This window comes from Amphritea japonica ATCC BAA-1530, from assembly GCF_016592435.1.
Taxonomy (GTDB): Bacteria; Pseudomonadota; Gammaproteobacteria; order Pseudomonadales; family Balneatricaceae; genus Amphritea; species Amphritea japonica.
The window spans coordinates 2,913,118-2,928,480 of sequence record NZ_AP014545.1 but is presented as its reverse complement, the minus strand read 5'-3'; the positions used below and the strand labels follow the sequence as shown (position 1 = coordinate 2,928,480).

General features: G+C 48.2%; 18 protein-coding genes. 9 read left to right on the top strand and 9 right to left on the bottom strand.

The annotated features are described in order from the left end of the window. Positions 1-5 precede the first annotated feature (5 nt). Genes queF through AMJAP_RS13455 form a run of 3 tightly spaced genes read left to right on the top strand, consistent with a single transcriptional unit; the run spans position 6 to position 1,908 of the window. Entirely contained in the window at positions 6-833 is an 828-nt protein-coding gene (gene queF / locus AMJAP_RS13465) for an NADPH-dependent 7-cyano-7-deazaguanine reductase QueF (protein ID WP_019620014.1), read from the top strand. 10 nt (positions 834-843) lie between these two features. Next, a complete protein-coding gene (locus tag AMJAP_RS13460) occupies positions 844-1,395 on the top strand; it encodes a nitroreductase family protein (protein WP_019620015.1) in 552 nt (183 codons plus the stop codon). Positions 1,396-1,443: 48 nt separating this feature from the next. After that, entirely contained in the window at positions 1,444-1,908 is a 465-nt protein-coding gene (locus tag AMJAP_RS13455; RefSeq protein WP_019620016.1) for a YiiD C-terminal domain-containing protein, read from the top strand. A 161-nt stretch (positions 1,909-2,069) separates the two neighbouring features. On the opposite strand, the gene AMJAP_RS13450 is transcribed toward AMJAP_RS13455, so the two are convergent. Both AMJAP_RS13450 and AMJAP_RS13445 read right to left on the bottom strand, forming a co-directional pair. After that, the gene (locus AMJAP_RS13450; protein ID WP_019620017.1) at positions 2,070-2,630 is read right to left on the bottom strand and encodes a peptidylprolyl isomerase; all 561 of its coding nucleotides are present in this window, start codon (positions 2,628-2,630) and stop codon (positions 2,070-2,072) included. 9 nt (positions 2,631-2,639) lie between these two features. Then, positions 2,640-3,419, bottom strand: coding sequence for a DUF4197 domain-containing protein (locus AMJAP_RS13445; RefSeq protein ID WP_019620018.1), 780 nt, complete (start codon positions 3,417-3,419; stop codon positions 2,640-2,642). A 209-nt stretch (positions 3,420-3,628) separates the two neighbouring features. Between AMJAP_RS13445 and AMJAP_RS13440 the strand changes: the two genes are divergently transcribed. Further along, positions 3,629-4,174, top strand: coding sequence for a cytochrome b (locus AMJAP_RS13440; RefSeq protein WP_019620019.1), 546 nt, complete (start codon positions 3,629-3,631; stop codon positions 4,172-4,174). Between the two features lie 63 nt (positions 4,175-4,237). Here the strand turns inward: AMJAP_RS13440 and AMJAP_RS13435 are convergent, their stop codons facing one another. The 3 genes from AMJAP_RS13435 to hisA all read right to left on the bottom strand — a co-directional run bounded on the left by AMJAP_RS13435 (position 4,238) and on the right by hisA (position 6,101). Continuing rightward, a complete protein-coding gene (locus AMJAP_RS13435; protein WP_019620020.1) occupies positions 4,238-4,660 on the bottom strand; it encodes a hypothetical protein in 423 nt (140 codons plus the stop codon). Between the two features lie 93 nt (positions 4,661-4,753). Further along, positions 4,754-5,365, bottom strand: coding sequence for a GDSL-type esterase/lipase family protein (locus AMJAP_RS13430; RefSeq protein ID WP_019620021.1), 612 nt, complete (start codon positions 5,363-5,365; stop codon positions 4,754-4,756). Beyond that, positions 5,346-6,101 carry a phosphoribosylformimino-5-aminoimidazole carboxamide ribotide isomerase gene (hisA, locus tag AMJAP_RS13425; RefSeq protein WP_019620022.1) on the bottom strand — a complete coding sequence of 252 codons (756 nt, stop codon included), beginning with the start codon at positions 6,099-6,101 and terminating at the stop codon, positions 5,346-5,348. Before hisA ends, AMJAP_RS13430 begins: the two co-directional genes overlap by 20 nt. Before the next feature lie 204 nt (positions 6,102-6,305). Between hisA and AMJAP_RS13420 the strand changes: the two genes are divergently transcribed. The 4 genes from AMJAP_RS13420 to AMJAP_RS13405 all read left to right on the top strand — a co-directional run bounded on the left by AMJAP_RS13420 (position 6,306) and on the right by AMJAP_RS13405 (position 10,433). After that, entirely contained in the window at positions 6,306-7,652 is a 1,347-nt protein-coding gene (locus AMJAP_RS13420) for a peptidoglycan DD-metalloendopeptidase family protein (protein ID WP_156815089.1), read from the top strand. Positions 7,653-7,859: 207 nt separating this feature from the next. After that, positions 7,860-8,918 carry an ABC transporter substrate-binding protein gene (locus tag AMJAP_RS13415; RefSeq protein WP_019620024.1) on the top strand — a complete coding sequence of 353 codons (1,059 nt, stop codon included), beginning with the start codon at positions 7,860-7,862 and terminating at the stop codon, positions 8,916-8,918. Continuing rightward, positions 8,918-9,682 (top strand): ABC transporter permease, encoded by a 765-nt coding sequence (locus AMJAP_RS13410; RefSeq protein ID WP_019620025.1) that lies wholly within the window; start codon positions 8,918-8,920, stop codon positions 9,680-9,682. Before AMJAP_RS13415 ends, AMJAP_RS13410 begins: the two co-directional genes overlap by 1 nt. Beyond that, the gene (locus AMJAP_RS13405; RefSeq protein WP_019620026.1) at positions 9,669-10,433 is read left to right on the top strand and encodes an ABC transporter ATP-binding protein; all 765 of its coding nucleotides are present in this window, start codon (positions 9,669-9,671) and stop codon (positions 10,431-10,433) included. Before AMJAP_RS13410 ends, AMJAP_RS13405 begins: the two co-directional genes overlap by 14 nt. A 74-nt stretch (positions 10,434-10,507) precedes the next feature. On the opposite strand, the gene hpaD is transcribed toward AMJAP_RS13405, so the two are convergent. The 3 genes from hpaD to AMJAP_RS13390 all read right to left on the bottom strand — a co-directional run bounded on the left by hpaD (position 10,508) and on the right by AMJAP_RS13390 (position 13,493). Next, a complete protein-coding gene (gene hpaD / locus AMJAP_RS13400) occupies positions 10,508-11,395 on the bottom strand; it encodes a 3,4-dihydroxyphenylacetate 2,3-dioxygenase (RefSeq protein ID WP_019620027.1) in 888 nt (295 codons plus the stop codon). 447 nt (positions 11,396-11,842) lie between these two features. After that, positions 11,843-12,907, bottom strand: a complete 1,065-nt coding sequence (locus AMJAP_RS13395; protein WP_019620028.1) for an AraC family transcriptional regulator — start codon at positions 12,905-12,907, stop codon at positions 11,843-11,845. An 85-nt stretch (positions 12,908-12,992) separates the two neighbouring features. Continuing rightward, on the bottom strand, positions 12,993-13,493 hold the full coding sequence (locus AMJAP_RS13390; protein WP_019620029.1) for a GNAT family N-acetyltransferase: 501 nt from the start codon (positions 13,491-13,493) through the stop codon (positions 12,993-12,995). A gap of 231 nt (positions 13,494-13,724) precedes the next feature. On the opposite strand from AMJAP_RS13390, the gene AMJAP_RS13385 reads away from it, so the two are divergent. Then, a complete protein-coding gene (locus tag AMJAP_RS13385) occupies positions 13,725-14,540 on the top strand; it encodes a 2OG-Fe dioxygenase family protein (RefSeq protein ID WP_019620030.1) in 816 nt (271 codons plus the stop codon). 92 nt (positions 14,541-14,632) lie between these two features. On the opposite strand, the gene AMJAP_RS13380 is transcribed toward AMJAP_RS13385, so the two are convergent. After that, the gene (locus AMJAP_RS13380; RefSeq protein ID WP_019620031.1) at positions 14,633-15,268 is read right to left on the bottom strand and encodes a trimeric intracellular cation channel family protein; all 636 of its coding nucleotides are present in this window, start codon (positions 15,266-15,268) and stop codon (positions 14,633-14,635) included. Between the last annotated feature and the right edge of the window lie 95 nt (positions 15,269-15,363).

Sequence of the window (15,363 nt, the reverse complement as noted above, 5' to 3'; positions counted from 1 at the left end):
GTAGCATGAAAGAGAGTCAGACCGCTTTGGAACATGCGCCTTTAGGTGCAGATACCGAGTATGTTAATCAATATGATGCAGCGTTGCTGTACCCCATTGCCAGGGATCTGAACTGGAAGGCTCAGGGTGTTATACGTAGTGAACTGCCTTTTCAGGGCAGCGATATATGGAACGCTTATGAAGTGTCCTGGCTGAATGATAAAGGCAAACCGGTTGTGCGACTCGCTGAGTTTCGCTTTTCAGCGACGAGTCACAATATTGTCGAGTCAAAGTCATTTAAACTCTACCTTAACTCCTTCAATCTGACGCGCTTTGATTCAGAATCTGAGGTTCAGGCGCGTATGGTGACAGACCTTACAGTAGCCTCTGAAGGCGCAGTTGAGGTGATCCTTAGTCAACTGGATATCACCACGCCAATTCTTAAGTTTGAAGGTGAGTGTCTTGATGAGCTGGATATTGAGGTGACGGATTATAGTCCTGCCCCTCAGCGGTTGAGTGCTACCGGAGAGGTGGTAGAAGAGGCGCTATACAGTCATCTGCTGAAGTCTAATTGCCCGGTGACCGGACAGCCAGACTGGGCGAGTATCGCTATTGAATATCGTGGGGCAGCGATAGATCGTGAAGGGTTGCTACAGTATCTGATCTCCTATCGTGAACACGGTGATTTCCATGAACAGTGTGTAGAGTCGATCTTTATGGATATCTGGAATCGCTGCCGCCCGGAAGAGCTAACTGTATATGCCCGCTATCTGCGCCGCGGTGGGCTTGATATTAATCCGTACCGTAGTAGTAAAACTGGTCGGCCTGTTAACTTGCGGCTTAGCCGTCAATAAAGGAATTAGAATGGACGCTCTGGAAAATTTACACCAGCGGGTATCAATTCCGTTGTTAGAAGGGCCGGCGCCATCGCCGGAACAGCTTGAGAATATCTATCGGGCTGCGTTACGTGCGCCTGATCACGGTGCGTTGAAACCGATGCGGTTCCTCAATGTAGAGGCCGATGCCCGAGTTAAGCTGGGTGAGCTATTTTTGGATGCGGCCAGCGAAGACCCGTCGCTGAATGATGATCAACAAGCTAAATTCAGAAATATGCCGTTAAGAGCCCCACTTGTTATCGTGGCAATAGCGGTGATTCAGGATCATCCCAAGGTGCCCCGTACTGAACAGCTCATAACTGCCGGCTGTGCAGTCCAGAACATGTTATTAGCAGCTCACGCGCAAGGTCTGGGCGCGATGTGGCGTACCGGTGCTTTAGCGTATCATCCCACTGTTATGGATGGTTTAGGCTTAGAGGCGCATGAAGAGATTGTGGGTTATCTGTATCTGGGTACGCCGGCGCGAAGCCGTAAGGTGCCTGGCGTTAACATTGAAGAGTTTGTCAGCGACTGGGGTTGATCAGACTCCTGTCTGAAGTGTCAGAAAGCAGAGGTAGAAGCTAATATTATGAGTAACTCTCAGCAAACCGCCGAACAGTTTTTAGTCTGGCTTAAAGGTCAGATTCCCCTGCTTAATCACATGGGGTTTGGTGATCCTGCTTATGATGGTCGGTCGTTGACCCTGTCTGCGGCTCTGGCACCTAACGTTAATGATAAGGGGACAGGTTTTGGTGGTTCATTGGCGACCCTCGCTACTTTGTGTGGATGGGCTATGGTCACCTTGTATCTGCGCGAACAGGGGCGTGATTGTGATGTGATGATCCGCGACAGCCAGCTCAAATACTTAGCGCCGGTGACAGGGGATTTTACTGCGATCACTGTGCTCCCGGAACAAGCTGAGCTGGATACCTTTATGAGCTATATGGATAGCAAAGGCCGTGGCCGGTTGAATCTGGAAGTCGAGATTCGTCAGGGGGATAAGGTAGCGATGACCCTCAGCGGGGCTTATGTGGCAGTGGAAAGGCAGCCGTAGCGTCACAAAGAGCGTGAGTTGCTCGTCGTTCGAAAAGAAAAAGCTTAAAGAATCGTAGTTCGAACGTTACAAAAAGCGCTACTTGTCCGAGGTCCGCAAAAGCTTGCTTTCGCCTTTTCGGACTTAGGACAAGCAAAGCGTTCGGACCTCGGATTGCGGTTTTATTTCAAAACAACGCTCTGAATAATAATCGGCTCGACCGGAACATCTTTGTATGGCCCTTGTCTGCCAGTCTGTACATGACCTATCTGTGTCAGCACATCCAGCCCGTTGACCACTTTACCAAACACCGCGTAGCCAGGGCGTGGGCCTTTAGCGTTTAGAAAATCGTTGTTTTTCAGGTTGATAAAGAACTGGGATGTTGCGCTGTCAGGCGCATTCGTACGGGCCATCGCGATAGTGCCGCGCAGATTAGGCAGGCCGTTAGTTGATTCATTGCGTACGGGTGGCAACGTATCTTTACGTTCCATATCAACGGAGAATCCACCGCCCTGGATCATAAAGTTGTCGATTACCCGGTGGAAAATAGTGCCGGAGAAAAAATCATTTTCTACATAGCGAAGAAAGTTTGCCACTGTCAGTGGTGCTTGCTCGGGCATCAGCTCCAGTTCGATCACACCGGCACTGGTGGTCATAACGACGATAGGATTGATCTCTTCAGCCAATGCAGGGCTGAGCAAACCAACGCTAAGCAGTAGAGACAACAGATATTTTTTAAACATTAGGATTCCTTAAAAGTTGAATACTTGTTTCAGCAGATCAGTTGTACGTGCTGCCGGGTTTTCTCGAATCTTCTTCTCTTCAGCAGCCAGCATAGTGAACAGGCCGTTCAGAGCACCTTCGGTGACATGGTCTTCAAGATTATAGTTCTGAGCCATGCTGCCGACCATAGGTACTTCTTCCGCTTTCTTAGTCAGATCGCCGTAATATTTAGTGACGCCCACCTGATTCATAGATGTTTCAACAGAGGGACGGAACAGCTCACTCAGCCGGGTTGATGTCTTCTCGCGAAAGTACTCGGTGGCTGCATTATCAGGTCCGTTTAGAATAGTCCGTGCATCTTCGATGCTCATCTCTTTGATGGCTGTGACCAGGATCTCGGTTGCCTCTGGAGCGGCCTGTTCAGCTGCGCGATTCATACTGAGCTCAAACTGCTCAACCTGAGAGCCCAGACCAAATTTTTTCAATAGGCCACTGGCTTGCTCGAGTTGAGCAGGCAGGGGAATCTTGATCTGTGCATTATTAAAGTAGCCGTTTTCCTGGCTGACACTTTCAATGGCCTGACGGCTACCCACCTCCAGCGCTTCTTTGAGTCCGGCTATCACGGTGTCGTAATCCAGACTGGTTCCAGCGGTAGTCGATGAAGTGGGAGTGCTCTGTTTCTGTTCGATGAGTTGTTTGCCGCCGTCTTCTATCTGTTTCAGCAGATCACCAAATCCTGCAAAAGCGGATGCGGTAATAGTACAAGAGAGCAGGATGACGCCCGCTTTTCCAATGGTTACTTTACGCATAATCTGTATTTCCTGAGAGTCACTGAGGGTTTGACTTAATTCTAAGCATTAAAGCTTAAAGTATCCTTAACAATATTACTCATATGTTGAGATGATTTTCTTGCATACCGTTAAAAATCATAACTTTACCTTTCTTTACACCCCGGTGACTTATCTTTCTAATGATTAATATTTAAAGTATACAGATCGTCATTCTAACGGAGTTAATCATGGATAGTCGTTCACAACTCACAAAAACCACTGTGGCTTTGCACTGGATTATTGCTATCGCAATGATCGGTAGTCTTATTTTGGGTACATATATTGAAGACCTTTCAAGGAGCCCTGACAAGTTCGAATTAATGGGGCTGCATAAATCAGTGGGTGTGTTGGTACTGGTTGTCGCACTATATCGTCTGGTATGGCGCATCCGTAATCGTTTGCCTGAACGTCTGACGCCGGTTGCTGCATGGCAGGAAAAAGTGACGACGGTTGTTCACGTAATTCTGTTGGCGGGTACGGTGATGATGCCCGTTTCCGGCATTCTGATGTCAGTTGGTGGCGGTCACGCCGTTGCCGTTTTTGGATTTGAACTGATCGCCAGTGGTGATGAGAATGAGTTGCTGGGAGAGCTTGGCCATGTCATGCATGGTCTGGGAGGTAACGTTATGATGGCTGCTGTCGCACTTCATGTAGCGGCATCCGTGAAGCATCATTTAGTGACGAAAGATGGCACGTTACAACGAATTCTTGGCCGCAGGTTGCCTGATATTTGATTGAGCAATCTTATTTAGAAGGGGACCAAAGGCCGCATTATGCGGCTTTTTTTTATTTCCGTTCTAGCGGGAGAGACACTGAGTTTTCACGGAGGGGAGTGCGGGTAAAGTGAATCCCGTCTTATCTTTTTTATACTGAGTAACTTCAGGGCAATTGTCAGGATTGATATCAACACCCATGTTAAGGCTCCAGCCATTTTCGATGCTGGAACCCTCTGCCGGTATTTTATAACCGAAGATGGAACTGAACGCTTTATCAACCGCCTGGCGTGACTCTTTTTTCAGGAACAGGTGCCACTTTTCAGTTGAGCCAATATAGTGAGGCTGGACTTTGTAGGCCGATAGAACCCGTATTGAAAGTTGACGAAAACCAGCCAGGGTCTGCTGATTAATAGTGATACTTTCCTGACTTTCTTGCGCACTGACTAAGTGACACTGGGTGGTTAAAATTGCACCAAAAATAACAGGAAAGATTCTTAAGAACATGAATTTATCTGACATAGGTTTATAAAGAAATCCGGGACATAATAAGCTTTATTCAAAAAATATGACTACTGATAACTGGAAAAATTCCATTTATTATAAAGCGTTATGCTCTTTCAACAGGTTGTTGATCCTTATCGCTAGTTGTTGGTAACCCCGGTTGTTGAAGTGAATAGGGTCTGATTTATATTGGTTGTTGCGTAATAGCTCGGCAATGAGCTCAGGCTCAATAATCAGTTGATACTCTTCGGCCAGTTCCTGATACAACGGTGCGCTGTTAGAGAATAATTTTTTCTCTGGTACTGCGATAAGAATAACATCGGTATTCTGTTGCTGGGCTAGCCCAATCATTTGAGCCAGATTTTGTTTGAGCTGTGCTTTATTCTGATTGCGAAGTATATCGTTGCCGCCTTCTAAAAGAATAAGCAGGGCAGGCTGGTATCGGGTGAGCAGTTCAGGCAACCGCTGTAAGCCTTCGGCGCTGACCTCTCCAGAGATACCGGCATTGATTACTTTACGCCCGCTGAGCTGTTGCAGTTGGCTGGGATAATCGCCACCGTCAGTGCTGCCGACCCCTTGAGTCAGGCTATCACCAAAGGCCAGTATGGTGCTGCCAGGCTGAATATAGCGAAGTTCAGCCTGCTCACTGCATCCGCCAACCGAAATCAGCAGGGCAAATAAAATAACGCTAGCGATTATTCCACGCAATACACTGCTCCAGAGTTACACCGTTGCCACCAAAGATATCCAGGGCACTGCCAATAGTCAGATCGACTTTACCATTGGAGAGCTGATCGACCAGCTTCAGATCGTCAAGTGAGCGGGCGCCACCGGCGTAAGTGACTGGGATAGGGCAGGTTTCACCTAATAACTTAACCAGTTCTTCATCGATGCCCGATTGCAGGCCTTCGACATCTGCGGCATGGATGAGAAATTCTGCACAGTGCTGACTGAGCTCTGTCAGTGTTTCCGCATTAACCTGAGTACCAGTGATGGTTTGCCAGCGATCGGTGGCGATGTTCCATCCGGTTTCGGTTCGCCGGCAGCTCAGATCCAGAATCAGACGCTCTTTTCCGGTAATCGCTTTGATCTGTTCTAACCGCTGCCAACTAAATTCCCCGTTATCAAACAGGAAAGAGGTAACGATGACATGAGACGCGCCTGCCTCTATAAACTCAGCGGCATTGGTATTATTCACCCCTCCGCCGAACTGCAGCCCATCTGGCCATGCCGATAACGCTTTGAGTGCCTGATCCTTATTGCCAGGCCCCAGGGCGATGACATGGCCCCCGGTCAGGTTGTGCTGGCGGTACAGTTTTCCATAGTGCTCCGCATCATACTGGCTGACAAAATTTGTCTCAGCACCCTGATCATTCAGGCTACCACCAACAATCTGTTTTACCTGGCCTTGATGCAGGTCGATACAGGGACGAAATTGAGTCAAAGCAGATTCTCCGAAACACTGGACTTAAAACACTTAATAAGAGCGGCGCATTGTAGCAGAAAGTGAGAATACCACTAACTGGCGGGGGAAATTCTATCCCGATTCAGGCATAATCCAACTGAACATTAAGCTCCGATGGTGGTCACAGCATCAGCCAATGGGGTTCTGAAATAGTTAAATAGTATTTAGGTAGAGTGGCAGCGTTTGAAAACTGAGGATATCACTTCACGACTGAAGTCGTTTTTTAGCACAGCCTGTACCTTGCTGAGTCACCTGCCAACGCCGCACCGTATTTTGCTGGGTTGCGCTTCGCTTATATTAGTCGTCTCGTTAATGCTGTCGGATAACAGCTCTGCCGTGCCTGTCTCGCCGGGTCAGTTCAGAAGCACGCTGGAACTCAACCTTCAGAATACGGATGTTTCTGCCGCTGAAGAGATAGCTGGTCCAGGCAGTAAAAAGACACAAGACCTTGAGCCTGAAATAGGTTATGTGGTGCAGAAGGGCGATACGCTTAGCACTATCTTCGATCATCTGCGCATCTCTCAGCCTACGCTGTACAAATTGATGGAAGCCGATCTAAATATTCTGGCGCTGGATACTATTCAGCCGGGTCATAAACTGGGATTTAACTTTGATGATGCGGGTAAGCTAAAGCAGTTTATCTTTCGCTCTGGTCTTACCTATAAAGTGCTCTTTGATCGCAGTAAAAAAGGCGACTTCGAATATGAAGAGTTTATCGAAAAGGGTGGTTTTCGCCGGGAGATCATCAGTGGCACGGTAGAGGGTGATCTGCCCAGATCGATGAAGAGGGCAGGTGCACGGATCGCTGAAGCTTATCAGGTCACCAGTCTGTTGAAAGAACGGATGAATTTCAGAAGTCACCTGCGTGCCGGGGATAAGTTTCAGTTATCAGTATCCCGACAGTATGTTTATGGCGTCTATACCGGTAACAGTGTTATCGAAGGTTTTGTCTATGATGGCGCTATTCGTAAACAGTCGGCATTTCTCTTTGATGATAACTATTTTGATGCCGAGGGTGAGAGTTTAGAGAAGGCCTTTCAAAGGATTCCGCTGCAGAAACGCTATCGCATCTCTTCAAGCTTTAATCCTAAGCGTAAACACCCTGTTACCGGACTGGTGCGGCCCCATAATGGAACCGACTTTTCTGTACGCACAGGTACCCCTGTGTTGTCGGCGGGGGATGGTGTTGTCTCCCGTGTGATTAAACATCGCTATGCGGGTTTGTATATCGAGATAAAACACGGCCGTAAGTACAAAACACGTTATCTCCACCTGAGCAGAGCCTACGTACGTAAAGGGCAGAAAGTCTCCCGTGGTCAGAAGATTGCTGCTTCGGGTAATTCAGGGCGTTCAACCGGTGCGCATCTGCATTATGAATTGCACGTCAATGGCCGCCCGGTGAATGCGATGACAGCACCTATTCCTGTGGTGCAGACGATCTCCCGTAAAAAGCGCAATGCCTTCAAAAAGCAGGTTGCTGCTCTGAAAACCCAGATGGCAGAGCAGTTGGCACTGGCTGAAAAACAGTAACTAAGTACTATGCTAACCCGTTTCCTCACGTGAGATCATTGCTTGTATATCGATGATGATTCAAGCAATGGATCTTTCAATTTTTTGCCGATAGCTGGCCCAATATCAGGGTTTAAAGTGCTTCGGTGAAGTGTTGCCTTAATCTATTAGCTTGTTTCTCAAATCGCACACATTCATAACCTGAGAGGGAATGAGGTGATAAGCGTTATGCTAGCTATGATCTTGAACGGTTTACTTGCTCTGAGCCCCCGGGTGAAGTTTAAAGCGATGATTGTCGCTTTAAGCTCAGCGGCCGCTTTGTCGTGGGTTACTCCTGTGTTGGCAAGTCCTGTACCTACTGTCCGTGTGGCTGTCCTGCAGTTTGGTACTGTTAATTGGGAAATGGATGTTATTCGCCGCCATGAGTTGGATAAAAAATACCATTTCTCCCTTGATGTAACTCCAGTCGGTGGCAAGAACGCCAGTGCTATATCCCTACAGAGTGGTGCTGTGGATATTATCTACAGTGACTGGGTTTGGGTTAATCGCCAGCGATTCAATGACAGAATGTTTGGCTTCTCCCCTGTCTCTGCCGCTGCTGGTGGGCTCTATGCCCAGTCGAATAGCTCGGTTGGATCAATTAAAGATCTTGAAGGTCAGCGGCTGGGAATTGCCGGAGGCTCTGTTGATAAGAGCTGGTTGTTGCTACAAGCCTATACTAAGCAAACACTTGATCAGGATCTTGCTCAATCGGTTGAACCGGTATTCGCCGCACCACCCCTGCTAAACCAGTTAATGTATGACAACAAACTCCCACTGATTCTTAATTTTTGGCACTACAGTGCCAGACTCAAGGCGAAAGGTTTTAGGCAGATTATCAGTGTTCAGGAGATGATGAACGGATTAGGCGTTAATCGACAAGTTCCGTTAGTAGGCTGGGTTTTTACTGAAGCATGGCGGCAGGAGAATAATGCGCTACTGAGTAATTTTCTTAAAGCTTCCAGGGATGCACGGGAGATTCTGCTGAACTCCGACCGGGAATGGCAACAGATCCGACCTTTGACCCGGGCTGAAGATGATCAGATTTTTGCAGCACTCAAAGAGGGTTACCGTGCAGGTGTCCAGCAGCAGTTTGGTATGGATGAACTCGACGCACTAGAAAAGCTTTACGCAATTATGGCCCGAGAGGGGGGTGATGAACTCACAGGCGGTGCAAACACACTGGACCGATCACTGTTCTGGTTGCCCGATGCTGAAGAGGGCGTGATTCAGATAGGTGTGAATTAATGATTGTGCATCGACTGAAAGCAATGCTGTTTGGAGCACTGCCACTGTTGGTGCTCTTTCTGCTGTGGCAGTCTTCAGCAATGCTGCTGGAGAGTCATAATTTTCCCAGTGTGATTCAGGTGTTTACCAGCTTACACCTCCATCTGTTTGACGGTGATATGTTGCATCATTTGCTGGTGACTATGATGCGGGTGACGGTCAGTTTTATGATCGCAATGATGCTGGGAGTCTTGATTGGTGTGATGATGGGGGCTTTTGCTCGCCTGAACTCGGCTTTTGATTCTCTATTGGTGATTGCGCTTAATATTCCTGCTCTGGTTACCATCATCCTTTGTTATGTCTGGTTTGGCCTGGTCGAAGCATCAGCCATTGCCGCCGTGGCTATTAATAAAATCCCCACTGTAGTCGTGATGGTGCGCGAAGGGGCGAGGGTAGTTGATCGTGATCTGCTCGACGTCGCCAGAGTGTTTAAGGTGTCACGGTGTCGTTATTTTTTCAAAGTTTATCTACCCCAACTGTACCCCTTCATTATGGCTTCAGCCCGTTCCGGGCTGTCCTTGATCTGGAAGATTGTTTTGGTCGTTGAATTATTGGGGCGAAGTGATGGTGTGGGTTTTCAGCTAGGCACCTTCTTTCAGTTTTTTGATATTGCCAGTATTCTGGCTTATACACTGGCTTTTGTTGCAATCATCTTAGTTATCGAAGGGGTGATTATGCGGCCACTGGATCGTTACATCGCCCGGGGTGGTTATGGTCAGTCTTGATATATCTATTCAGAGTAAAGTTTACCCAAACAGCCTGGAACGAGTGTTGGAAGGGTTAGACTTTAGCGTCTCTAAAGGCGAATTTGTGGCTCTGGTGGGGCCTTCAGGTGCAGGCAAAAGTACGCTGTTGAATATGATTGCAGGGCTGGAAAAAAGTGATCCCGGCGAGGTGTTTTACAACGGTCACTCTATGGAGGACAGGCCCCCTTGTAAAATTGGCTATATCTTTCAGCAGCCCCGACTGATGCCCTGGCTGACCGTCGCTGAAAACTTGCGTCTGGTGATGCCGAAAGTCAGTGATACGCAGATAGAGGCTATATTGGGCCGGGTGGGGTTGAGCGGGAAGTCTGCCAGTTATTCGAAACAGCTTTCCGGCGGTATGCAGCGCCGGGTGAGCATTGCCCGCGCTTTTCTGACGCAACCTGAGTTGTTGCTTCTGGATGAACCTTTTGTTTCGCTGGATGCACCTAATGCGCAGCGCCTGCGTGATTTGTTGCTAGAGCTCTGGCAAGAGCATAAGCCGACGGTTGTATTTGTTACCCATGATCTTAATGAAGCGATTCAACTGGCCGATCGGGTTCTGTTTCTTTCATCTGCTCCGGGAAAGGTGGTGCTGGATAAGGTGGTTGATATTCAAAGGCCCCGGCTTAGCGAGGGCAGTGCTTTTCTGCAATGGAAAGCGCAGATGCTCAGTGAACATTCAGGCTTATTGGAGGGTGACAGGCAACAAGACTGTTATGACGCAGAGTGAACTGAGGTGAATTGAAGAGAATAAAACCTGATGCAGGAAGCCCTATCAGGTTTTATTCACACCTATTTTTAGCTTTATACCGGGTGAACGGTGGTATCAGGCTTGTCTGAGGGCATCAGCGGGAAGACAACATTGCACTGCCCGGTGCCCGAGCTTGGGAAGTACTCGGTCATGATCTCTGCTTCACCTTCATACTTATCCCAGCCCAGCAGGCCGAATAGCATAGCGGTATCATGCATCCCGCCTTCTCCGGAACAGTCTTCCGCATATTTTGGCATGATATCCAGGAAGTCTTTAGTGCGGCCCTGCTTCCACATATCCATCACCATCAGATCGATCTCCTGATTCAGAGGGCGACTAATCTTGAACAGGTAATCACCGACAACTTTATTCGGTGGAATTCTGTGAGAGAGAGAGCCGCTTGCCAGGAAGGCAACCCGCTTGCCAGACTTCTTAACCGCTTTAAGGATAGCTTCACCGACAACCTTAGACTCTTCCAGGTCAGCGTCGTACATCCAGCCAGCAATAGAAACGACTTTGATGTCTTTGTCGATGCCCATATAACGCAGTGGAACCAGGGTTCCGTATTGTATTTCCAGCGTGTCGATTTCATGGTGGCAAAGGGTGGTGACACCGCTATTGGTGGCTGTTTCAGCGATCAGCTGCCCCAATTCAGGGTCGCCGGTGTAGCTGTATTCCATATTGTTCAGGAAGTGAGGGAACTCAGTACTGGTGAATACACCGGACATGTCAGGCTTGGCGTTGATGTGGAACCCTGCGTTTACCAGCCAATGGGTATCGGCAATAACAATAGTATCTACCTCACGTTCACGGCACAGGTCACCAATCTTGCGCAGGCCTTCGATGGCGGCATCGCGGATACCCTTTAGAGGACCTTCCTGTTCAGAAATAAACATAGAAGGAACATGTGTCACTTTCGCTGCTAGTACTACTTCGCCCATCACTCACCTCAATTACGTGTTTTTTTGTTGTCTGATTGTGCGGCTCGCAAAAGCGAAGCCGTTTCGATAGGAAGTGAGTATACGGAGGGCTGGCTGAGTACCTTTGCCATTTAAAGCAAAGCTTTTACCATTTAAGACATTAGAGAGCGTTTCACCACAGAGGACACAGAGAGCACAGAGAAAAGCGTTTAGTAAAACCTGAATGAATTTGGCTTAGAGAGCCCGGTGCTTCCAGAGGGAAAAGACTATTTTTACCACGGAGGACACAGAGAGCACAGAGGAAGGGCTTCAGGAAAGAGCCAATGATTTATCTCGGTATTCTAGGTTGTGAAATCTGTGAGTAAGAGGTTTTCACCACGGAGAACAACGAGAGCACAGAGGAAGGACTTGGATAAGAGTTAATGCTTTATCTCGGTGTCCTCAGTGTTCTCTGTGGTAAATGATATTTTAAAGGTGACGGGCGCGAAACGCAGTGGGTGTCTCTCCGGTCCAGCGTTTGAAGGCCCGGTTGAGATGGGCCGGGTCAGAGAAACCCAGCGAGTAAGCGATCTGGGTAATGTTCTGTCGGGAATGTTGCAGATACTTGCGGGCCAGCTCTTCACGAATCTGATCACGTAATTTTTGAATTGTCGTGCCTGACTGGGTGAGTTTATATTGCAGGGTACGGGGCACGATATTTAACTCCGTAGCGACCGCGTCTAACGTCGTTAACCCCAAGGGCATCAGATCGATCAGTGTGTTTCGTACCTGACCCGTCAAATCAGCCATCTGTAACCGTTGCAGATAGTCTTCAACCAGCTTGTCATTCTGTTCAGCCAGCAGACTATTACCTGTCGGCAGTTGTTCATTCAGTTGCGCAGCGCTCAGCTCCAGGGTGTTACTGGATTCACCAAAACTGACAGGGCATTGAAAGTAGTTTTCCCACAACTCAGGGTTGGCGGGTGCAATCCGGGAAAATTTTACCGAGAGGGGGGAGAAGCTTTGATCAGACATGTCGCGGAACATTTTGACTATCGCACCGAGAAAATAGTCGATGCCCTCCGCAACAACCAATGGCTGATGATCAGACTCTTTAATATCCATCGAGAAAGCTAAACTATCCGGGCCTGACTGACTCAGTGACAGACTACAGCCATCATTGAGTAACACTTCAAATCGAACCATTCGTTGCAGTGCGTCGAGTAAGCTATTGCTGGCCCAGAGAGAGAAGCCCAGTGCATGAAAAGTGGTTGGGCAGACATATCGGGCTACTTGTAAACCGATATCTTCTTGCCCCGTTTCGACTAATGCCAGCGCCCAAAGAGAGCGGGTATGATCAGAGCTGAAGCGAATATCGGTATCGCGCTTTTGCGAGAGATCCACCCCGGCATCCTGTAGCAGTTGATTGCCATTGTAGCCCAGTGAATCCAGCGCCCGCCCGACAGCAACAGACCAACCACCGACAACGGTAGACGATGATTTACTCTCGACACCTGTTGGTTGTTTTAGTGGGGAGTTTTTGTCCAAGCTCATGCTGTATTTAATCGCCTCGAAAATAGAGCCTCAGTGTACCCCTTCGTCGTGGTGAACCAAAGGGATAGCGGATGATATTGAAAGCTTAAAACTGCGATGCGTTGATGACCAGTTGCTCCTGACTGAACCGGTAGATTGTCATTTCATCCACACTGTTAGCGCCCATATTCCGGTAAAAGCTGATGGCGGATTCGTTCCAGTCCAGACAACCCCATTCCAGGCGTTGGCATTTGCGCTGTAGTGCCAGTTTTGACATATACGCCATCATTATTTTGCCCAGTCCTTTTGACTGAGCATGTTGGTCGATGAAGAAAGCATCAATATACAATCCTGATTGCCCGGTGAAAGCCGAGGAACTTTGGTAAAAATAGATAAACCCGACGGTCTCGCCCTCAAGTTCGGCAAAAATAACCTCACCTTTATCATCGACTAGTAGCTGACGAATGTCAGCTTCAGTGGCGGTTATTTTATCCAGCATCTTCTGATAAGCGCCGAGCTTTCTCATGTAGTCGACAACCATCGCTGCATCATCCGGTGTACCACGCCTCAGTGTGCATCCTGAATGTTGGGTTTCAATGAAGTCCATCTCTTTCTTCCTTAGTGAGAAACGCTGCTGAAAAGTTGTTCAGATACATTCGATTAGGCAAGTCCGTATCTGGATCTCAATCCAGCTGGTATTTACTGAATAAACGATAGCATTTCTAAACGATCGTTTTAATTGCTACAAATAGAGTTGAGAGGTTCGGATAATGCTGAGCCTCTTGTCTTATGGGCTGCAAAAAGCAGCTATTAACCCTTGCAAAGGAGTGACACTATTATGGGAACTTTTATAGCAAATAACGTCCCGCAAAACCATCCACCACAGCCACTAACGGCTCAGCAGATTATTCATCAACGTCAAAGGCGTTATTGGGATACCCGGGTGTATGAAGAAATACGTTTGGGTAACTGGAGTCGAACCGATGTCGATACCCAAATAGATCTGCAAGGCTGGTTACCTTATCTGGACCAGCTTCCCCGCGACCCCTATGTGGAAACTCGCTGGAAGCGGATGTCCTGGTTTTATCTGGATCAATCAGGTGAGCCCCGCGTGTTAGCCGGTTGCCCGATGGCACAGGCTGGTGCTTTCAATGACGCTGAAACGATGGCCGATAAAATACGCCACTATGCGCCTCTGGAAGAGCCATTTATTCAGCGGGACGATGTCACCGCGTTTATTAAAGGCTGGGCCGATCTGTGGGATATTCAGCCGGGTGAACCGATTCTGATGCAGATAAACGGTGTGCGGGGAGATAAATTAACCGACCCTTTGCAGGGGCAGGGTATCCATAAAGATGGTAGTAAGTTTCTCAGTGTACTGGTGATCAACCGGGAAAATGTGAGGGGTGCGACCAGCTCGTTATCGTTTGATAAACAGGGGCAGCATGAGATTATTTCAGCGGATCTTGCACCAGGAGAGATTTTGCATATCAGGGATGATCAGATATACCACAGCGTAGGGAGTCTGCAACCACAGGACGAGAGTCAGCCATTCGAGCGATTTATTATCATTATTAATTGCCGCTTTAATGATCAGTTTCAGAATCGGGTATTAAGGGAACACTTCCCCGGGGCGGTGTTGAACGAGTGGTAGGCAGGTAAAGTCACTTATTAAGTAGAAAGGTGATGTAAAAGGCGAACCCTGTGTTCGCCTTTTTTGATTGTCACTGATGGGCTATTAAAAACTTAAGAGTCTTGATGCTTACGATACATATTTGGCAGTTTAATATTGAACTGAATGGCCAGCGCTCGAAGACTAAACGCTACGATAAAACCCCCAATCAGGTCATAACTGTAGGGCAGGCTTAAGGTATTGAGTATCAGATAAGTAACGGAACCGACCAGCATCGGTGTGATATAGAGTTCTTCATTCATCAGTGTCAGGTTGCTGCCACAGAGCAGGTCACGGGCGATACCGCCAAAGCTTCCGGTCATAACCCCCATACAGACCGCAATCAGAGGTGACGTACCAAACTTCAGGCCGATCTCTGTGCCGACAACGGCAAACAGAGCTATACCAACCGCATCCATCCAGATCAGGGCACGTGTTCGCGAAGCCAGCTTGGGCGCAATAAAGTAGGTAACGGCTGAAGCGACCAGGCAGATAATGATCCAGACGGGCTCTTGTATCCAGAATACCGGCAGTTTCCCAAGCAGTACATCACGCAGAGTGCCACCGCCCAGACCCGTTGCCGTACCTATCAGCATCAATCCCAGAATATCCATCTTCTGACGGGCGGCATCCAGAGCGCCCGAAACGGCGAAGACTGCTACCGCCGAGAGCCCCATGATGCTGATAACCGCTGTAATATCAAAAGGCATTAACTGGTGTCCTGATGTCTGGTTGGTAAGGTATTAAAATTGTGAAAGGTGCATAACCGTTGAAGGTTCTGTCATTTAACAGCAGGTTGTTATTT